Below are 19,294 nucleotides of genomic sequence, written 5' to 3' on the forward strand. Positions count from 1 at the left end.
GATGCCCGGAAGCGTTTTGACCGGGCCTGGGAACAGGGTTAAGCCCGGCCCTCGGACGGCTGGTCTGAAACGTGCAGTATCGGCCTCCAGGGGATCTGGATGAGCAAATCGAGACAGGATTGGCGGCTGTCGCTGTCGCGCCGGGGCGTATTGTCCGGCGGCGCGGCCCTGACGCTTACGGGTCTCGCCGGCTGCGGCCGGAAGGAAAAGACCGCCGAACCACCGCCCACGCCCGACGGCCCGCCGCAAGGGTCCCTGGAATGGGCGGTCGCCGGCCCGTGGCGCGCCCAGGACAAGGCGCGCGACGCCGCGCGGCATCCGATGGAGACGCTGCGCTTCTTCGGCCTGCAGCCGCGCATGACGGTGGTGGAGTTCTGGCCGGGCGGCGGCTGGTGGACGGAAATCCTCGCGCCCTATCTGGACGAGGGCGGCGGCAAATACGTCGCCGCGGGCTTCCAGACCGGTCCGGGCGCCGATCCGTCCCAGGGCGCGCTGATGGCGGCCTTCCAGCAGCGGTTCACCAACGACCGGCGTCTGTATGGCGAGATCGAGCTCAGCGCCTTCGGGCCGACCTCGGGGCCGGTGACGACGGCGGGCACGGCCGACCTGGTTCTGTTCATGCGCAACATCCATGCGTGGATGGCGGCGGGGATCGCCGAAAAGGCCTTCGCCGACGCCTGGGCCGCGCTTCGCCCCGGCGGCGTGCTGGGCGTCGAGCAGCACCGCCTGGGACCGGAAGAGGACCAGGACCCCGCCGCGGCGAACGGATACGTCCAGGAGGCGTTCGTGAAACAGCTGGCGGCGGAAGCGGGTTTTGCCTTCGTCGCCGCGTCGGAAATCAACGCGAATGAAAGGGATACCAAGGATCATCCGTTCGGCGTCGAGACCCTGCCTCCGATGGGGTTGACCGCGCCGCGCGGCTCGCCGCCGGATCCGACCTTTGACCGGTCGAAATACGATGAGATCGGTGAGAGTGACCGCATGACCTTGAGATTCAGGAAGCCAGAGTGAACCGAGCCGCCGCCTATGCCGCCAATGCGCCCCTGATGGGGGTCCCGGGCGCGTCCGCGCCTCCGGGCGGCGAGGGCGAGTGGTTCCGGGGCGCCGGAGGTCTGCGCCTGCGGTCCGCCTTCTGGACCCCGTCGGCCCTCGTCGCGAAAAAACCCCGCGGCACGGTGGTCCTCAGCCCCGGCCGGACCGAGCCGATCGAGAAATACTACGAGGTCATCGGCAATTTCCTCGCCCGCGGCTGGTGCGTCCTGGCCCACGACTGGCGCGGCCAGGGCCTGTCGGCCCGCCTCCTGCCGGACCGGCTCAAGGGCCACGCCCGGGCGGTCGAGGAATTCCTCGACGACTACGCCCGCCTGCTCGACGCCTGGGAGGGCCGCGCGCCCAAGCCCTGGGTGATGGTCGGCCACTCCATGGGCGGGACTCTGAACCTGATGACGCTGCAGGGCGGCGAGAGCCGGTTCGCCGGCGCCGTCCTGTCCAGCCCCATGCTGCGCATCCGCACCGGCAAGCGGTCGATGTGGTCGGTGAAACTGGCCGTCCGCTGGAACCTGCGCCACGGCAAGGCCGGGGACTATGTGCTCGACGACGCCGACGATCCGTTCGACCACACCTTCGAGAAGGACGCCCTGACCTCGGACGAGAGCCGCTACGAACAGTGGCGGCAGCAGCTCTACGCCTGCCCGCACCTCGCCGTCGGCGGCCCGACCTGGGGCTGGCTGGCTTTCGCGCTGGACGCCGGTGAGCGCTCGCTCAAGCCCAAGGCGCTGAAGACCGTGCGCATCCCTGTCGCGATCGTTCAGGCGGCCGAGGACGACCGCGTCTGGAAACAGACCAACAAATGGGCCGCCAAACGCCTCGGTCGGGGCCGCTATGTCGAGATTCCAGGCGCCAAGCACGAGATCATCATGGAGGCCGACGACATGCGCGCGGTCTTCCTTGAGGAATTCGACGCCATGGGCGCCTATGTCTCGCCGGTCGAGGACCTGTCGCCGCTGGCGGTTCCCGCGCGAGTCAGCGAACCGAACGAAGCCGCCTGATCCGTCGCAGTCCTCCCCCACAGGGGGAGGGGGACCACGCGAAGCGTGGTGGAGGGGGCCTGACGCGAGCGTCATTCCCGTAGATTGCTCAGATGGAGGCTCCACCGCGGACCATCGCTCGGGCCAGGCAAATTCGCCGCAGGCTGACGCTACCTGAGGTAATCCTCTGGAGCGCCTTGCGCGGCCGGCGGTTGGGTGGAGCCCGATTTCGCCGCCAGCATCCGGTTGGTCCCTACATCCTAGACTTCTACTGCGTGGAAGCGAGGTTGGCCGTCGAGATCGACGGGCGGGTTCACGAGCATCCCGACCAGCTTGCGCATGACCAGCGACGCACAGAATGGCTCAGACTGCGGGGGATAAGCGTCTGCCGCATCGCGGCGCGCGATGTGCTCGGCAATCTCGAAGGGGTATTGATCAGCATCAGGCAACGAGTCTGCGGCGAGCCCCCTCCACCGCTTCGCGGTCCCCCTCCCCCTGCGGGGGAGGACTGCTAAAGAGCTGCTCTTCTCAACGTCACCAGCGCCTGTTCGCGGATGCCGACGTCGCCGACGGCCAGGATCTGTCCGCCGCCGTCCGGCGTCTCGCCGCGCCAGTTGGTGACTTCGCCGCCGGCCGCCTCGATCACAGGGACCAGGGCCGACCAGTCCCAGACCTTCAGCCCGCTCTCGACCACCAGATCGATCCGGCCGGCGGCCAGCATGGCGTAGGCATAGGCGTCGCAGCCCAGCCGGGCCAGTCGGGCGGCGGCGCGCACCTGGGTCCAGGCGCCCAGTTCGGAACCCGTGAACAGGTCGGGATCGGTGGTGGCGATGAGGGCGTCGGTCAGGCGAGGGCAGGGGCGGACGGCCAGCGGCGCTTCCGTCCCGCCCTTGAGCAGTCGCGCGCCTGAGGGACCGCCGAGGAAAATTTCGTCCAGATACGGCTGGCCGATGACGCCCACCGTCGGGCGGTCCTCGGTGCGCAGGGCGATCAGATTGGTCCACAGCGGCAGGCCGGCGATGAAGGCGCGGGTGCCGTCGATGGGGTCGAGAATCCAGACGTGCTCGGCGTCCGGCCGGTCTTCGCCATATTCCTCGCCGATGACGCCGTGATCGGGATAGCGGGCCGCGATCAGGACGCGGAGCGCCGCCTCGGCCTCACGGTCGGCCTGGGTCACCGGATCGAAGGCGCCGGGGCCGCCCTTGTCCGTCTCCTCATACGCGCCGCGGAAATACGGCAGGGAGACGCGGGCGGCCTCGCGGGCCAGGTCGACGGCGAACAGTTCGTACTCGGTCATGACAGGCGGGATACCCACGCCCCGCCGTCATGTCACCGGATCATTCCTCCCGCGCCGTGCAATGCGCGGAAATCAGATCATCACGCAGCATCACCCTCGGCGTGCAGCGACTTGGCCAGGTCCAGCAAACGCCGGCGCGGCTTCTCGTCGAGCTGATAATAGGCCTGGATCAGGTCGAGGGTTTCCTTGCGGGAAAACATCTCGCCGCCCTGGTTGGCCGCCTCCTTGCGCTCGATGGCCTCTTCCAGACCGTCGTAGAAATAGCTGACCGGCGATTCCAGCGCCTCGGACAGTTGCCACAGGCGCGCGGCCGAGATGCGGTTGGCGCCGCATTCGTATTTCTGGATCTGCTGGAAGCGAATGCCGACCTGGGTGGCCAGCTGCTGTTGGGTCAAACCCAGAAGACGCCGGCGGCGGCGCAGACGGCGGCCCAGGTGGAGGTCGATATCGGTGGCCATGGCCCCATTTCCCCTTGTTGGCGGGCTGTCCCGAAGCGGGACGGCTCGCCCTTCAAGCGGCAAGCACCATGCCGCGCTCGCGTGACGGGGGAGAGTCGGTGAGCAGTGTTTTGCCGGACCCGGCGCAACCGTTGCCGCAGAAACGCATTACCGCCACAGAGCGATCGCGCTTTGGAATCTCTGGAGGAACACTATGGGCTTGGGAATCATCGGCTGGATCGTCATCGGCATTGTCGCCGGCTGGCTGGCTGAAAAAGTCATGGGCCGCAGCCACGGCCTGGTGACGAACCTGATCGTCGGCGTCATCGGCGCCCTGCTGGGCGGCTTCATCGCCAGTAATCTGCTTGGGATCGCCGTCGGCGGCTTCAACCTCGTCACGCTGCTGGTCGCCTTCCTCGGCGCCTGCCTGCTGCTGTTCCTGGTGGGACTGGTCAAGCGTCGCGGTTAAACGCGTCGCAGCCTGAAACGACGAAGGGCGGCTCCGCGAGGAGCCGCCCTTTTTCTTGTCCGGTCGATCGGGATCAGGCGTCCGGTTCGTCCGGCGTGGCCTGTTCGCCCTCGCCCGGAACCGGGTTGGCCGGCTCCGCGGACACGGGCGGCGTCGCCGGCGTGGCCGGGGTCGCCGGTTCGGCGGTCGGCGGAGTCGCCGGGGTGGCGGGCGTGGCCGGCGCCATGGCTGGCTCTTCCGTCATCGTCGGCTCTTCGGTCACAGCCGGCTCTTCCGGCATCGGCGGGGCGGCCGGTTCGGCGACCGGAGCCGCGGACTCATCGGCGATCGACGGGGCCGAGGCGAACTGGGCGCTGGTCCAGCCGACCGCGACGCCTTCGCCTTCCTGGCGCACGCCGGCGGCCACGGGCACGCCACGCAGCTGGCCGTCAGCGCCGCGAACGGTCAGCTCCTGGCCGGCCTCGGTGTTGCGGGCGCCTTCCAGCTGGCCCAGCACCGTGCCGTCCGAACCCTTGACGTCGGAACCGGGTTGGAGGGTCAGGCTCTGGGGCTCGGCCGCGGGCGGGGCCGCTTCAGCCGGGGCGGGCGGGGTTTGCGGGGCCGTGCCGTCCTGGGCGAACGCGGGAGCGGTCATGAGGAACAGGCCGGCGACGCCAGTGAGGAGCGCGGTCTTTCGCATGATGTCTGCCTTGTCAAAGCGAGCGGGGAGGCGCTCGCACCGACAAGGAAACACAGGCTGTGACCGTTTGTTTCGTCCGCCCCCAAATGACCCCGAGTCGGCCCGGATTGGCCGATTCAGGCGCGCTGGGCGCCGTGATTGGGCCCGTTCGGCCCTATTCTTCGCGGACGCGCTTCTTGCGGAACGAGGGGTTCAGCACGGCCTTGCGCAGGCGGATCGACTTGGGCGTGACCTCGACCAGTTCGTCTTCCTCGATATAGGCGATGGCCTGTTCCAGCGACGGCCGCCGCGGCGGGGTCAGGCGCACGGCCTCGTCCTTGCCCGAGGCGCGAATGTTGTTCAGCGCCTTGGCCTTCATCGGATTGACGTCGAGGTCGTCCCAGCGGGCGTTCTCGCCGATGATCATGCCCTGGTAGGTCTTCTCGCCGCCGCCGACGAACATGACGCCGCGGTCCTCGAGGTTCCACAGGGCGAAGGCGGCGGTCTCGCCGTCGCCGTTCGAGACCAGCACGCCCTTCAGACGGCCCTCGATGGCGCCCTTGTGCGGCTCATAGTGGCTGAACACGCGGTTCAGCACGCCCGAACCGCGCGTGTCGGTCAGGAACTCGCCCTGATAGCCGATCAGCGAGCGCGACGGCGACTTCAGCGTCAGACGCGTCTTGCCGGCGCCCGATGGGCCCATGTCCTTCAGTTCGGCCTTGCGGGCCGACAGCTTCTCGATGACCACGCCGGTGTATTCGTCGTCGACGTCGATGACGACGTCCTCGATCGGCTCCAGCCGCTCGCCGTTCTCGCCGGTCTGATAGACCACGCGCGGACGCGAGATCGACAGCTCGAAGCCTTCGCGGCGCATGTTCTCGATCAGCACGCCCAGCTGCAGTTCGCCGCGGCCGGCGACCTCGAAGGCGTCCTTGCCGCCGGTCTCGGTGACGCGGATGGCGACGTTGGCCTCGGCCTCCTTCAGCAGACGGTCACGGATGACGCGCGACTGGACCTTGTCGCCTTCGCGGCCGGCCAGCGGGCTGTCGTTGACCGAGACGGTCATGGAGATGGTCGGCGGATCGATCGGCTGGGCGGGCAGGGCGTCGGTGACTTCCAGGGCGCACAGGGTGTCGGCCACCGTGGCCTTGGACATGCCGGCGATGGCGACGATGTCGCCCGCCTCGGCCTCGTCCACCGGCTGGCGCTTCAGGCCGCGGAAGGCCAGCACCTTGGTGATCCGGCCCTGTTCGATGGTCTTGCCGTCGCGCGACAGGGCCTTGATGGCCATGCCCGGCGCGGCCTTGCCGCTCTCGATCCGGCCGGTCAGCAGGCGGCCGAGGAAGGGATCGGACTCGATCAGCACGTTCAGGATCTGGAACGGCTTGTCCTTGTTCTCGACGACCTTGGGCTCGGGCACGTGTTTCACGATCAGCTCGAACAGGGCGTTCAGATTGTCCGACGGCTGGTTCAGATCCATCGTCGCCCAGCCCGAGCGGCCCGAGGCGTAGATGTGCGGGAAGTCCAGCTGCTCGTCGGTCGCGCCGATGGCGGCGAACAGGTCGAAGGCGGCGTTGTGGACCTTGTCGGGATCGGCGTGGGGCCGGTCGACTTTGTTGATGCAGAGGATCGGCTTCAGGCCCATCTTCAGCGCCTTGGTCAGCACGAATTTGGTCTGGGGCATGACGCCCTCTTCGGCGTCGACCAGCAGGACGCAGCCGTCCACCATGCCCAGGATCCGCTCGACCTCGCCGCCGAAGTCGGCGTGGCCCGGGGTGTCGATGATGTTGATCCGGGTGTCGCCCGTCTCGCCGTGCCACAGCACCGAGGTGCATTTGGCCAGGATGGTGATGCCGCGCTCTTTTTCCTGGTCGTTGGAGTCCATCGCCCGTTCGGACTGGGCCTCATTGGCTCGGAACACGCCCGACTGGGCCAGAAGCTGGTCCACCAGCGTGGTCTTGCCGTGGTCGACGTGGGCGATGATGGCGACGTTGCGCAGATTCATTTGACTATCAGACGTGCAAGGCGGCCGAGCGAGAGCGGGCCGCTGGATTTTGGCGACGGTGCGGGGAGCGCGCGCCTCTTACAGGGGCGCACGCGGAAACGCCAGTGCGTGACGAACACGCACTGGCGTAACGGCGGTCCTATGCCTCAGGAAAAGGGCGACGCGAAGGCGATCAGACTTTCGCCGACCGGTTCCGCACCCAGCCGTAGAGCATCAGCGTCAGCACCACGAAGGCTGCAATCCCCGCCAGCATGGCCGGCCAGGTCGAGCCCTCGGGCAGCATGGCGAAGGGCGCGTCATTGCCGGTCGAGACGATGACCCCCGCCGTCATGACGAGGAACAGGCTCTCGCCGACGATCAGGCCCGAGGCCAGAAGCACGCCCATGCGGCGGCCGACGTCGGCGAACCGGGTGTTTTTGATCGCCTTGTCATAGAACCAGCCGCAGATCGCTCCGATCACCAACATCGTGGTCACCGCGGCAGGCAGGTAGAAACCGATGCCCACAGCCAGCGGGGGCAGTTTCATCTTCCCTTTCGTGGCGCCGCTCAGCACGGCGTCCAGAACGATGATGACCACGCCGATCACTGCGCCGAGGCCGATCAGGTCCCAGCGCAGGTCCCCGCCGATCACGCCGCGCGCCAGCGCCGAGATCAGGGTCGCCTGGGGCGCCGCCAACGGTTCGTCGGCGATGCCCACAGGCCCACCCTCGAATCCGAAGGCCTTGTTCAGCAGGTTCAGGATCAGCGGGATGACGATGGCGCCGGCGATGACGCCGACGATCAGGGCCGTCTGCTGCCGCCACGGCGTGGCCTGGACCAGTTGGCCGGTCTTGAGGTCCTGCAGGTTGTCGTTGGCGATGACGGCCACCGCGAAGACGATGGCGGTCACGATCAGGGCGAAGGCCACCACCGACGGATCGGCGGGCAGGCCGGCCAGGGCCAGCACGCCCAGCATCAGCACCGAGGCGATGACGACGGCGAGGATGCCGACGCCCGACACCGGGCTGTTCGACGAGCCGATCAGCCCGGCCATATAGCCGCAGATGGCGGCCACGGCGAAGCCGATGAAGACGACATAGATCAGGCCGCCGCCGACCAGCAGGGCCGTCGAGCCGGCCAGGGTCGGATTGCTGTTGGCGAACCAGGCCAGGATGAAGCCGATGCCGATCAGGCAGGCGACCGACAGGCCGGCGACGATATTGATCGGAATGTCCTGCTCGGTGCGGTCCAGAACCTCGCCGCCCTGACGGCGACGGTTGGCGGCGAGGGCCGAGGTCAGGCCGCCGATCAGCGGGCCGGCCAGCTTGATCAGGGTCCAGATGGCGGCCACGCCGATGACGCCGGCGCCCATGAAGCGGACCTCACGGCTCCAGACCGTACCGGCCAGTTCCTCGGCGCCTGCGCCGGGCTCCAGCGTCGTGGCGATCGAGGGGATGCCGTTGGCGGTCAGCCAGGCGATGGTGTCGGGACTGGTCAGAATCGGCACGGCGATGCCCCAGGCCAGGATCAGGCCGAACAGTTGGGCCAGTCCGACGGCAAGGCCGATCAGGTGGCCCGCGCCCAGAAGCGCGAACTGCATGCCGAAACCCATGCCCGTCGCCCCGCCGCCCAGCGCGGCCGGCAGCTTGATGAATTTCGCCGCCTCGCCCGCGAACACCCGGCCGGCGACCAGCAGGGCGTACCCCGCCGAAACCACCGCGCCGGTGATCACCACCCACAGGCCCGAGGCGTTCTCGCGCACCGCGCTCTCGGTCTGTTCAGCCCCGCGCGAGCCGACGGTCAGAACCTCGGCCGCGGCGACTCCTTCGGGGTAGGGCAGGTTGGCCTCGACCACGAGGGCGCGGCGCAGCGGAATGGAGAAGGTCACGCCGAGGATGCCGCCGAAGACGCAGATCAGCACCGACTCCCAGAACGGGAACTCCAGCCACCAGCCGACCATGACCAGGCCGGGCAGCACGAAGATGATCGAGCTCATCGCCCCGCCCACAGACGCCACGGTCTGGACGGTCATATTCTCCCAGATGGTCGAATCCTTGAACATCCGCAGGATGGCCATCGAAATGACCGCCGCCGGAATGGCCGAGGCGAAGGTCAGCCCGACCTTGAGGCCCAGGTAGGTGTTCGCCGCGGTGAACACCACGGCCAGCAGACACCCCAGCACCAGGGCGCGCAACGTCAGTTCGATACGCTTGGCGCCGCTCACGGGCGCACTCGCGGGCATGTCGGTCATTGGGGTCCCTCTCCCTTGGTGACCGGAGGTAAACCGAGAAAGTGCTTAGTGGCTAGTGGTTAGTGATTGCAGCGTCTCTGCCGGCGGAAGGGCGGCGGGGACCGCGCCACGACACCGGCGACGGCCAATCACTGGCCACTCGCCACTCGCGACTCGCCACTCAGCGCCCTCCATTGACTCCCGCTCCCCTCCGTCGGAGCCTCGCCGCAAACGGGGAGCCCACACGATGAAACGGACAATGACGGCGGCGGTGATCGGCCTGATGTGTCTCGGCGGCGCCGCCGGCGCCCAGGACGCGCGTTCGCCGCTGGCGGATACGGTCGAGGCCCGGCAGGCGGCGATGATGCTGTCGGGCGTGGCCATGGGCTCGATCAAGTCGGCGATCGACGCCGGCCAGCCGATCGCCAGCCAGCGCTTCCCGACCCGCGCCCTGTCGAAATGGGCCCACGCCGTCCCCGGCATGTTCCCCGCCGGCAGCGGCGCCGAGGCCGGCGTACGCACCAACGCCAAACCCGAAATCTGGAGCGACCGCGCCGGCTTCGACGCGAAGGCCGCCGACTATGCCGCCGCCGCCGACCGCCTCGCCGAACTGGCCGCCGGCGAGGACGCCGCCGCCTTCGCCGCCCAATGGGCCGTCGTGCGCGCCAGCTGCCAGTCGTGCCACGACGGGTACAAGGCGGGCTGAGGGATCAGGCAGTAGGCAGTAGGGAAGGGCGCAGGCGCGCCGCCGGCTCCCATCAGCTTCCCTCCAGCCGGATTTTGCTCCATCGCTCCTACTGCCTACTGCCTACTGCCTACTGCCTGGTCCCCCATGCCCGAACTCCCCGAGGTCGAAACCGTCCGCCGCGGCCTTGAGCCCGTCCTGACCGGGGCGCGGCTGACGCGGGTGCGCCAGAACCGGCCCGACCTGCGCTTCCCCTTTCCCGACCGCTTCGTCGAGCGGCTCGAGGGCGCGACCGTCGAACGCCTCGACCGCCGCGCCAAATACCTGCTGTTCCCGCTCTCAACCGGCGAGACATGGGTCAGCCATCTGGGCATGACCGGCCGCTTCACCCTCGACGGCGAACAACTGGGCGAGTTCGAGGAGGCCGCGCCGATCGCCGGCAAGCATGAGCATATGAGTCTCTGCGCCGTGCGCGACGCCGTCACGACCCGCGTCGGTTTCGCCGACGCCCGCCGCTTCGGCTTCATGGGCCTGATCCCGACCGATCAGGTCGCGGCCCATCCGTGGTTCGCCGCCCTCGGTCCCGAACCGCTCGGCAACGGCTTCTCCGGCGCCCATCTGGCCGAGGCCTTTGCGGGCAAGTCACAGAACATCAAGGTGTCGCTGCTGGACCAGCGCATCGTCGCCGGCCTCGGCAACATCTATGTCTGCGAGGCCCTCTACCGCGCCCGCATCTCGCCGCTGGTCGCCGCCGGCAAGGTCTCGAAACCGCGCCTCGAAACCCTCGCCGCCGTCGTCCGCGACGTGCTCAACGAGGCCATCGTCGCCGGCGGCTCGACCCTGAAGGACTTCGCCAACGCAGACGGCGGTCAGGGCTATTTCCAGCACCGCTTCGACGTCTACGGGCGCGAGGGGAAACCGTGTCTGGCCGACGGCTGTTCCGGCGTGATCAAACGCACCGTCCAGGCCGGCCGCTCGACCTTCTGGTGCCCGGTCTGCCAGAAGCGGTGACGCCATGACCGACCATCGCATCATCCTCTTCCGCGGCATGAACACCGGCGGTGTCCGGGCGCCGGTCGCCGGGCAGCGGGCCATGGCGGAGGCCATGGGGCTGAAGAACCCCCGCACCCTCCTGGCCAGCGGCAACCTGGTGGTCGAAAGCGGCAAGGCCCCCGACGCGCTCGAACACGACATCGAGGCCGCCATGGAAAAGACCTTCGGCCTCAAGGTCGCCGCCATGGTCCGCACGCCGGACCAGTGGGCGAGGCTGGTCGCCGCCAACCCCTTTGCCGACGAGGCCGCCGCCCACCCCTCCCGGATGGTGGCCATGGTCATGAAGGACGGGATCAGGGCCGGCGCGCTCGAGGCCTGCCGCGACCTGGCTGCCGGCGGCGAGCGGGTCGAGGCCATCGACGGCGTCCTGTATTTCTGGTTCCCCGACGGACAGGGCGAAAGCGGCATCTTCAAGAAGGCCACGCCGCGCATGCTGGGCATGGGCACCGGCCGCAACTGGAACACCGTCCTCAAGCTGGCGGACATGGTGATGTCGGATAAATCGGACGCACTGTAAAAAATACTGGACACCGTGTCTAACCGGTGCGACATCGTCTTCGCATCCCACGGAGCGCCCCATGTCCTTTCGCGAAAAACACCTCTGGATCAGCATCGTCGTCACCCTCGGCGTCTGGGGCTTCTACTTCTGGCGGCTGATAGGGGGGATCGCGGACGGCGCCCTCGGTCGGGCGGGCCTGGGCGAGGCCATGGGCGGCCTGTTCGTCGGCTGCCTGATCATCAGCGTGATCGTCGAGCTCGTCCTGACCGCGATCGCCACCTGGACCACCCGCAAGGCCGAGCGCGAGGCGAAGGACGAGCGCGAGACCCTGGCCGCGCTCAAGGCCAGCCATGTCGCCCTGATGGCGCTGATCGCCGGGGTGATCTCGCTCTCCGGCGCGGCCTGGTTCGTCAGCTGGCTCCAGCCCGCCTTCGGCGTCGAACGCGGCCTCGACATCACCCAGGGCAACGCCTGGGTCCTGCTCGCCAACATCCTGCTGGCCAGCGTCATCGCCGCCGAGATGATCCGCGCCGGCCTGACCCTCGCCTTCCTGGGGCGGCTGCGTTGAGCAAGGACCCGCCGCCCATCTCCAACCGCATCCGCGAGCTGCGCTTCCACGCCGGCGAGATGACCCAGGCCGACCTTGCCGCCCGCATCGGCATGACCCGCCAGACCATCGTCGCCATCGAACATAACAAATACTCGCCCAGCCTCGAGGCCGCCTTCCGCATCGCCGAAGTGTTCGGTGTCGGGATCACCGAGGTGTTCCAGTGGAAGCGGTGACGCGCTAGACCACCCGCGAACACCCGGAGCGCACCCCATGGCCGACACCTATTCCACCCTCCTGATCGAACGCCACGCCGACGGCTATGCGCTGGTGACCCTGAACCGGCCCGAGGCGCTGAACGCCCTCAACTCGGCCCTGTTCAAGGACCTGTCGGACTTCCTCGACGCGGTGGAACACGACGACAGCGTCCGCTGCATCATCCTGACCGGCTCGGGCGACAAGGCCTTCGCCGCCGGCGCCGACATCAAGGAGATGTCGGACCAGACCTACGCCCAGATGTACACGGGCAATTTCTTCGCCCTCGGCCACGACCGCATCACCCGTTTCCGCAAGCCGGTCATCGCCGCGGTCAACGGCTTCGCCCTCGGCGGCGGCTGCGAACTGGCCATGCTGTGCGACTTCATCGTCGCCTCGGAGAAGGCCAAATTCGGCCAGCCCGAAATCAACCTCGGCGTCGCCCCCGGCATCGGCGGCTCGCAGCGTCTGACCCGTCTGGTCGGCAAATCGAAGGCGATGGACATGGTCCTGACCGCCCGCATGATGGACGCCGCCGAGGCCGAACGCGCCGGCCTCGCCGCCCGCGTCGTCCCGCACGAGACCCTGCTGGACGAGGTCCGCAAGATCGCCGCGAAAATCGCCTCGCAGAGCCCGCTCGCCGTCATGGCCAACAAGGAAATGGTCAACGCCGCGCTCGAGACCACCCTGACCCAGGGCGTCCAGTTCGAACGCCGCCTGTTCCACAGCCTGTTCGCCTTCGAGGACCAGAAGGAAGGCATGGCGGCGTTTGTCGAGAAGCGGAAGCCGGTGTTCACGGGGAAATAGTCCATGTTTCGCAAGATTCTGGCCGCCGTCGGACTGATGGCGGCCTGCACTCCGGCGGCCCAGGCGCAGATCACGCCGCGCCCCGAGGTCCTGACCGGCGCCTTCACGCCCGGCTTCGTCGGCGAGGCCGATGAGAAGCGCTATCCGCTCCGCACCATCCGGATCGGGGAGGTGCAGATCTCCAGCGGCCGGGTGATCCTGGTCGATCCCTTCCTGATGTCGACGCGCGACCGGCCCTTGGCGATCTCGGTGCCGCCGGGCCGGTATCCGGTCGATCTGGCGGTGGCCGACGCGGGCGACAGCGGCCAGCGGGTCGCCCTGGCCCGGCTGTTGATCTCGGAAGCGCCGCCCGTCCGCTGGGCGCTGGCGGTGACGGACGAACAGGATCCCGCCACCCTGACCGGCGACGACATCTTCGGCTATGGCGTGGATGCCGGAACCGGCGCCTTCGTCGACGCCGCCGTCCCGGCCTGGCTGGCGGACCGCTATCCGCCGTCAGACGTGGACGGCTATATGGCTGTGGTCGACGACTGGCAGGTCCGGGGCGAGGCGGCGGCCCCGGCACTCGGCATCCCCTATGGCTTCGCCCTGGTCGAGCCCCTCGGACCCGGCGGCGCCGCCATGTTCGCGTCCGGATGGGGCGACGGCTACTATGCGTCATGGGTGGGCTACGATGCTGACGATCGCCCCGTGGTCATCGTCACGGACTTCGCCGTCATCACCGCGGTGAACTTTCCGTCCGCGTCGGACTCGCGTTGACCCCCCAACCCCTTTCCGCTATAGCCGCGCGCTCTTCGAGATTTCCCCGCCGTGGACCGTGCTCCGCGGCGTTTCCGTTCGTAAGGTTTGACTGATGGCCAACAATGCCGGCGCCAAGAAAGCGATCCGCAAGATCGCTGCCCGCACCGAAGTGAACAAGGCGCGCCGCACGCGCGTTCGCACCTTCCTGCGCAAATTCCAGGAAGCCGTCACGGGCGGCGACGCCGGTGCGGCCAAGACCGCCTTCATCGAGGCTCAATCCGAGCTGATGCGCGCCGTCTCCAAGGGCGTGGTTCACAAGAACACGGGTTCGCGGAAAGTCGGCCGTCTGGCCGCCCAGCTGAAGAAGATGGCGGCCGCCTGATTTCTCGGCGCCCGGACGGCCTTTCATAGGGTCGTCATGGTAAATATCAGCGATTCCAACGGCGAGGGCGCGAAGGCTCCCTCGCCGTTTGCACGTGCGCCGGTAACCGTTATCCGGCCGATCAGCGCTCGCGTCTGTGGCGAAATACGGTTTTTCATTGACTGCGTTTGGCTTTAGCGGAGTCAACTATTTTAACTGCAAATCGAGTCGCGAATCAGCGTTGACGCCCCCCTCGCCGGGGGTAAGTTCGGGGCGCTGACGCACTTCCATTCCCATACGGAATGAAGACGGCGCGGGACCAGTTTTCGTGTCGGCGTGAGACGCCTGTTCAAGAGTTCGACCCCACCCGCGAGGCACACGCCACGCGGGACAGGAGAAGTCGTCCCGGTTCAGGCCTCTCCCGAAGCGCGTCGGTTGATGGTTTTCCAAGGGTGGCTTGTTTGATGACGGGGAGCGCGCAAATGGCGGGGATGACGGATCCGGATCGCATCTGGACCGAGGCGGCCGGCCGCCTGCGCAGCGAGATCGGCGAAGGCCCCTTCAGCTCCTATATCGCCCCCTCCGCCGTGCGCGCCGACGGCGCCGGCCAGCTGATCCTCGTCACCCCCACCGCCTATGCCCGCGACTGGGTGCGCAAGAACGCCCTGCGCCGCATGAACGAACTGTGGCTGGGCCTCGACGGCCTGTCGCGCCGCCTCGACGTGCGCTGCCGCGCCGAAATGGGCTCGGTCGCCCCCGCCTCCCAGGTCGCCGCCGGCCGGGCCGAGGGCGCGACCGTCACGCCGCTCCAGCAGATGCCCATGGCCACCGTGCCCCCGGTCGCCGACGGCGCCCGCGCCGTGCGCGCCGCCGGCCTGCAGGACCGCCTGACCTTCGACAGTTTCGTGGAAGGGCAGGGCAACGCCTTCGCCCTCGCCATCGCCCGCCAGGCCGCCGCCTGGGCCGACGGCCATTTCAACCCGATCTTCTTCTGCGGCCCCTACGGCTACGGCAAGACCCACCTGCTCAACGCCATCGCCTGGGAGGCCCAGCGCCTCCGGCCCGACGCCAAGGTCGTCTATCTGACCGCCGAACGCTTCCTGTCGACCTTCGTCCGCGCCACCCAGGACCGCACCATGGCGGCCTTCAAGGACAGTCTGCGCAACGCCGACATGCTGCTGATCGACGACGTCCAGTTCGTCGGCGGCAAGGCCGGCACCCAGGAAGAACTGCTCTCGACCCTCACCGCCCTGATCGAGGACGGCAAGAAGATCGTCCTCTCGGCCGACCGTCCGCCGATGGCCCTGACCGAGGTCGAGCCGCGCCTGCGCAGCCATCTGGCCTCGGGCCTGACCTGCCCGGTCGAGCCCGCCGACCGCGCCCTGAAACTGGCCGTCGCCCGCAACCGGATCGAGGCCCTGGCCCGGCTCGGCGTCGTCTCGGGCGAGGCCCAGGCCGAGGTGCTCGAGCATCTGGTCGACCGCACCCCGGGCTCGATGCGCGAGCTGGAAGGCGCCGTGAACACCCTGGCCGCCGTCGCCGGAGGCCGCCTGTCGACCCTCGGTGTCGATGAGGTCCAGACCCTGCTCGGCTCGGCCCTGCGCGGCGGGCCCGAGCGCCGCATCACCGTCGACGAAATCCAGAAGACCGTCGCCGATCATTTCAGCCTCAAACAGGCCGACCTGCTCTCGGAGCGCCGCACCCGCGCCGTCGCCCGCCCGCGCCAGATCGCCATGTGGCTGTGCAAGCAGCACACGACCCGCTCCTATCCCGACATCGGCCGCCGCTTCGGCGGGCGCGACCACACCACGGTCCTGCACGGCGTGCGCAAGATCGAGGAGCTGATGGCGCTGGACGACCAGATCGCGCGGGATGTCGAGACGCTGACGCGGAAGCTGAGGGGTTAGGGTCGAGGTCTGAGGGTCGAGGGTCGGGGCGGGTTATCCACATCCGCCTGCGCCTTCCTCCCTCGACCCTCGACCCCCGACCCTCGACCCTTCCTTGCCCCCCGCCGCCAATCCGCTAGTGTCCAAGGCCCTCTATTCGCGGTGGCGCTTCTGAGTCGCCGCATCCGGGCGAGACCACATGCAACTGACCATCGAACGATCCGCGCTCCTCAAGGCCCTCGGCCACGTGCAGAGCGTCGTCGAGCGCAGGAACACCATTCCGATCCTGTCCAACGTCCTGCTGTCGGCGGGCCGGGACAAGCTGTCGTTCGCCGCCACCGACCTCGACATGGAGATGGTCGACGAGGCCGAGGCCCAGGTGAATGTCGAGGGCCAGATCACCGCCCCGGCCCACACCCTGTATGAGATCGTGCGGAAACTGCCCGACGGCGCCGAGGTCTCGCTCAGCTACAACGGCGACGACCCTCGTCTGGTGGTCCAGGCCGGCCGCTCGAAATTCAACCTGCCGGTCCTGCCCGCGGGCGACTTCCCGGTCATGTCGACCGACACCTCGGGCACGCGCTTCTCCCTGCCCAAGGAAGACCTCGCCCGGCTGATCGACAAGACCCGCTTCGCCGTCTCGACCGAAGAGACGCGCTACTATCTGAACGGCCTCTATCTCCACACCGTGGCCGAGGCCGGCATCCCCCTGCTGCGCGCCGTGGCCACCGACGGCCACCGTCTGGCCCTCGCCGAGATGCCGGCGCCCGAGGGCGCCGCCGGCGGCCCCGGCGTCATCGTCCCGCGCAAGACCATCGACCAGGTCCGCCGCCTGCTCGACGACGGCGCCGGCCCCGTCGAGGTCATGGTCAGCCCGCAGAAGATCCGCTTCGAGTTCGGCCAGGCCAGCCTGACCTCCAAGGTCATCGACGGCGCCTTCCCCGACTACATGCGCGTCATCCCCAAGGGGAACGACAAACAGGCCGACATCGACAACGCCGTCTTCGCCTCGGCCGTCGACCGCGTCGCCACCATCTCCGCCGAGAAGAGCCGCTCGGTGAAACTGGCCTTCGACCTCGACCGGGTCACCCTGACGGTGCGCAACATGGAGGCCGGGCAGGGGGTCGAGGAGGTCGAGATCGGCTATTCCGAGGAGCCGTTCGAGATCGGCTTCAACGCCCGCTATCTGCTCGACGTCGCCGGCCAGATCACCGGCGAAACCGCCCACTTCAAATTCGCCGACCCGGCCAGCCCGACCTTGGTCCTCGATCCGGGCGATCCGGGCGTGCAGTATGTGCTGATGCCGCTGCGGGTGTGACTTTCTGGGAGCGGTCCGAGGAGCGGCTCATCAAGGGGTCCGCCCGGAAGCAGGCGGCGGGGCACTTGCCTATCTTCGTCCCGATCGCTCTCCTCACTGTCCCGTTGTTGAGGGGGGTCGATTATCTCGGTCGATCCCTCACGCCTGAGCAATGGGTGCTGACAGCCGCCCTTCTCGCGTTTTGCGGATTTGTGGTGGCTCGGAGAGTTGCCCGGCCTCCAGCGCTGCTGCTCAATGCCACCGGTATGACCGCGCCGGGTCAATCGCGCAGCATTCCTTGGCGTGAGGTGAGTGACCTCAGCTTGGGAAGGCCGATGTGGTGGCCGTTCGTCCGGGGCATTCGCATGAAGCGGCAATGCCTGGGCAAGACGGCGACCATCTACATTCCCGACATCTATGAAATGGGCATCTCCGAACTGATCGAGCTACTTGAGGCGTGGCGCGTCCGACATTCGGCCCACTAAGACCTTGATTACCACCCTCACCCTCACCGACTTCCGCTCTTACGCAGCGGCCACCCTGCCCATCGCGGCGGGGGCCGTCGTGCTCCACGGCCCCAACGGCGCCGGCAAGACCAATCTGCTCGAGGCCCTCAGCCTGTTCACCCCCGGTCGCGGCCTGCGCGGGGCCACCGCCCCCGAGATGGGCCGCCGCGAGCCCGGCGAGGCGACCGGCCGCGCCTGGGCCGTCGCCGCCGTCCTGACCGACGGCGACGAGGAGACGAAGCTCGGCACCGGCGTCCAGTCCCCCGGCGCGGCCCGCCGCATCGTCCGCATCGACGGCGAGACGGCCCAGCCCGGCCGGCTGCTCGACCACCTGCGCCCGGTCTGGGCCACGCCCGAACAGGACCGGCTGTTCTCCGACGCCCGCGCCGCCCGGCTGAAATTCCTCGACCGGCTGGTCTTCGCCGCCGACCCCGCCCACGCCGCCTCGGTCTCGGCCTATGAAAAGGCCCTGCGCGAACGCCTGCGCCTGCTGACCGAAGGGGCCGAGGGCCGCGCCGCCGACCCCCTCTGGCTCGACGCGCTGGAGCTGCGCCTCGGCGAGGCCGGCGCCGAGGCCGCCATCGCCCGCGCCGCCGCCCTGACCACCCTCCAGGCCGCCATTGACGCCCGCAACGACCGCCCCTTCCCCCAGGCCGACCTCGGCCTGACGGGCGAGGCCGAGGCCATGGCCGCCGCCGGCGCCGGACCCGAGGCCATCGCCGCCGCCCTGCGCGAGGGTCTGGCCCGCTCCCGCGCCCGCGACGCCGCCGCCGGCCGCTCCCTGTTCGGCCCGCACCGCTCCGACCTGACCGCCCTGCACCGCGAAAAGAACCGCCCCGCCGCCGAGGGCTCCTCGGGCGAGCAGAAGGCGCTGGTCCTCAACCTGATCCTCGCCCAGATCACCCGCCTCGCCGACCAGAGCGCGCCGCCCGTCCTGCTGCTCGACGAAGCCCCCGCCCACCTCGACACGGCCCGCCGCGCCGCCCTGTTCGACGAGATCGAGGCCCTCGGCCTGCAGGCCTTCCTGACCGGCACCGAGGCGGAGCTGTTCGCCCCGTTGCGGGGGAGGGCGCAGTTCGTGCGGGTCGAGGGCGGGGCGCTGACGGCGGAGTAAGTATCCCTCTCCCGATGGGAGAGGGCTTGAGCGCACGGCGGCGTAGCCGTCGTTCTGGCGCGAAAGGGTGTGGGTCGAACGCCGGGGGGCGGCTTCGCCGCTACCACCAGCCGACCCACATCCGAGCGGCTGCGCCGCCCACCTTCTCCCAACGGGAGAAGGAATCTGAGTGCTGACAATCCGCCGATTGCCAGCATATCCCGCGCCGCCAACCCTCTGTTTCCCTTCGTCTTCCCAAAAATACAGCGTCCCTATCCCGCCCTAGCTGGGCCCCGTCCTAGACTCCCCCCGTCCCGTCGCAGGGAGGCTCGCTCGGCCGGCGATCCGAAGCGGTGGCGGGAGCGGAGGGAGCGGGCCGCGACGGAGCGATCCGGACGCGGAGGCCCGAGGGCTGCAATGCCCCCAGGCCATGGGACAGGGAACAACCCCCGTCCGGTCCAG

The 19,294-nt window shown here is 68.8% G+C and carries 20 protein-coding genes; 15 read left to right on the forward strand and 5 right to left on the reverse strand.

Annotation, left to right across the window (positions count from 1 at the left end; genetic code table 11):
- The first annotated feature begins 99 nt into the window (after positions 1 to 99).
- The 3 genes from B2742_RS04200 to B2742_RS04210 all read left to right on the forward strand — a co-directional run bounded on the left by B2742_RS04200 (position 100) and on the right by B2742_RS04210 (position 2,542).
- Positions 100 to 1,011, forward strand: a complete 912-nt coding sequence (locus tag B2742_RS04200) for a class I SAM-dependent methyltransferase (protein ID WP_292063339.1) — start codon at positions 100 to 102, stop codon at positions 1,009 to 1,011.
- Positions 1,008 to 2,048, forward strand: coding sequence for an alpha/beta hydrolase (locus tag B2742_RS04205; RefSeq protein WP_292063341.1), 1,041 nt, complete (start codon positions 1,008 to 1,010; stop codon positions 2,046 to 2,048). Before B2742_RS04200 ends, B2742_RS04205 begins: the two co-directional genes overlap by 4 nt.
- Positions 2,049 to 2,140: 92 nt before the next feature.
- The gene (locus tag B2742_RS04210) at positions 2,141 to 2,542 is read left to right on the forward strand and encodes an endonuclease domain-containing protein (protein ID WP_292063343.1); all 402 of its coding nucleotides are present in this window, start codon (positions 2,141 to 2,143) and stop codon (positions 2,540 to 2,542) included.
- Here B2742_RS04210 and hisN read toward each other — a convergent pair.
- Both hisN and B2742_RS04220 read right to left on the reverse strand, forming a co-directional pair.
- Positions 2,539 to 3,324, reverse strand: a complete 786-nt coding sequence (gene hisN / locus B2742_RS04215; RefSeq protein ID WP_292063374.1) for a histidinol-phosphatase — start codon at positions 3,322 to 3,324, stop codon at positions 2,539 to 2,541. The genes B2742_RS04210 and hisN overlap by 4 nt on opposite strands.
- An 80-nt stretch (positions 3,325 to 3,404) precedes the next feature.
- Positions 3,405 to 3,782, reverse strand: a complete 378-nt coding sequence (locus tag B2742_RS04220) for a helix-turn-helix domain-containing protein (RefSeq protein WP_292063345.1) — start codon at positions 3,780 to 3,782, stop codon at positions 3,405 to 3,407.
- Positions 3,783 to 3,975: 193 nt separating this feature from the next.
- Between B2742_RS04220 and B2742_RS04225 the strand changes: the two genes are divergently transcribed.
- Positions 3,976 to 4,230 carry a GlsB/YeaQ/YmgE family stress response membrane protein gene (locus tag B2742_RS04225; protein ID WP_292063347.1) on the forward strand — a complete coding sequence of 85 codons (255 nt, stop codon included), beginning with the start codon at positions 3,976 to 3,978 and terminating at the stop codon, positions 4,228 to 4,230.
- A 73-nt stretch (positions 4,231 to 4,303) separates the two neighbouring features.
- Here B2742_RS04225 and B2742_RS04230 read toward each other — a convergent pair whose 3' ends face one another.
- The 3 genes from B2742_RS04230 to B2742_RS04240 all read right to left on the reverse strand — a co-directional run bounded on the left by B2742_RS04230 (position 4,304) and on the right by B2742_RS04240 (position 9,123).
- Positions 4,304 to 4,909: a superoxide dismutase gene (locus B2742_RS04230; protein WP_292063350.1), complete on the reverse strand. Its 606-nt coding sequence runs from the start codon at positions 4,907 to 4,909 to the stop codon at positions 4,304 to 4,306.
- 154 nt (positions 4,910 to 5,063) lie between these two features.
- Positions 5,064 to 6,893: a translational GTPase TypA gene (gene typA / locus B2742_RS04235; RefSeq protein ID WP_292063352.1), complete on the reverse strand. Its 1,830-nt coding sequence runs from the start codon at positions 6,891 to 6,893 to the stop codon at positions 5,064 to 5,066.
- A gap of 172 nt (positions 6,894 to 7,065) precedes the next feature.
- The gene (locus B2742_RS04240) at positions 7,066 to 9,123 is read right to left on the reverse strand and encodes an OPT family oligopeptide transporter (protein WP_292063354.1); all 2,058 of its coding nucleotides are present in this window, start codon (positions 9,121 to 9,123) and stop codon (positions 7,066 to 7,068) included.
- Positions 9,124 to 9,349: 226 nt separating this feature from the next.
- Between B2742_RS04240 and B2742_RS04245 the strand changes: the two genes are divergently transcribed.
- The 11 genes from B2742_RS04245 (at position 9,350) to recF (ending at position 18,853) form a co-directional block, all read left to right on the forward strand.
- Positions 9,350 to 9,808 (forward strand): cytochrome c, encoded by a 459-nt coding sequence (locus B2742_RS04245; RefSeq protein WP_292063356.1) that lies wholly within the window; start codon positions 9,350 to 9,352, stop codon positions 9,806 to 9,808.
- Positions 9,809 to 9,934: 126 nt separating this feature from the next.
- A complete protein-coding gene (mutM, locus tag B2742_RS04250; RefSeq protein ID WP_292063359.1) occupies positions 9,935 to 10,798 on the forward strand; it encodes a bifunctional DNA-formamidopyrimidine glycosylase/DNA-(apurinic or apyrimidinic site) lyase in 864 nt (287 codons plus the stop codon).
- A gap of 4 nt (positions 10,799 to 10,802) precedes the next feature.
- On the forward strand, positions 10,803 to 11,357 hold the full coding sequence (locus B2742_RS04255) for a DUF1697 domain-containing protein (protein WP_292063361.1): 555 nt from the start codon (positions 10,803 to 10,805) through the stop codon (positions 11,355 to 11,357).
- A 61-nt stretch (positions 11,358 to 11,418) separates the two neighbouring features.
- Complete coding sequence (locus B2742_RS04260; protein ID WP_292063363.1) at positions 11,419 to 11,907, forward strand: hypothetical protein; 489 nt, start codon at positions 11,419 to 11,421, stop codon at positions 11,905 to 11,907.
- Positions 11,904 to 12,122 (forward strand): helix-turn-helix transcriptional regulator, encoded by a 219-nt coding sequence (locus B2742_RS04265; protein ID WP_414633043.1) that lies wholly within the window; start codon positions 11,904 to 11,906, stop codon positions 12,120 to 12,122. Before B2742_RS04260 ends, B2742_RS04265 begins: the two co-directional genes overlap by 4 nt.
- 37 nt (positions 12,123 to 12,159) lie before the next feature.
- Positions 12,160 to 12,948: an enoyl-CoA hydratase-related protein gene (locus B2742_RS04270; protein ID WP_292063365.1), complete on the forward strand. Its 789-nt coding sequence runs from the start codon at positions 12,160 to 12,162 to the stop codon at positions 12,946 to 12,948.
- Between the two features lie 3 nt (positions 12,949 to 12,951).
- On the forward strand, positions 12,952 to 13,707 hold the full coding sequence (locus B2742_RS04275; protein ID WP_292063367.1) for a DUF4241 domain-containing protein: 756 nt from the start codon (positions 12,952 to 12,954) through the stop codon (positions 13,705 to 13,707).
- 94 nt (positions 13,708 to 13,801) lie between these two features.
- On the forward strand, positions 13,802 to 14,071 hold the full coding sequence (gene rpsT / locus B2742_RS04280; RefSeq protein WP_284221509.1) for a 30S ribosomal protein S20: 270 nt from the start codon (positions 13,802 to 13,804) through the stop codon (positions 14,069 to 14,071).
- A 461-nt stretch (positions 14,072 to 14,532) separates the two neighbouring features.
- A complete protein-coding gene (gene dnaA / locus B2742_RS04285; protein ID WP_292063369.1) occupies positions 14,533 to 15,957 on the forward strand; it encodes a chromosomal replication initiator protein DnaA in 1,425 nt (474 codons plus the stop codon).
- Positions 15,958 to 16,135: 178 nt separating this feature from the next.
- The gene (gene dnaN, locus B2742_RS04290) at positions 16,136 to 17,254 is read left to right on the forward strand and encodes a DNA polymerase III subunit beta (RefSeq protein WP_292063371.1); all 1,119 of its coding nucleotides are present in this window, start codon (positions 16,136 to 16,138) and stop codon (positions 17,252 to 17,254) included.
- A gap of 468 nt (positions 17,255 to 17,722) precedes the next feature.
- The gene (gene recF / locus B2742_RS04295; RefSeq protein ID WP_292063372.1) at positions 17,723 to 18,853 is read left to right on the forward strand and encodes a DNA replication/repair protein RecF; all 1,131 of its coding nucleotides are present in this window, start codon (positions 17,723 to 17,725) and stop codon (positions 18,851 to 18,853) included.
- Positions 18,854 to 19,294: the final 441 nt, after the last annotated feature.

The organism is Brevundimonas sp. UBA7664 (assembly GCF_002483305.1).
Classification (GTDB): domain Bacteria; phylum Pseudomonadota; class Alphaproteobacteria; order Caulobacterales; family Caulobacteraceae; genus Brevundimonas.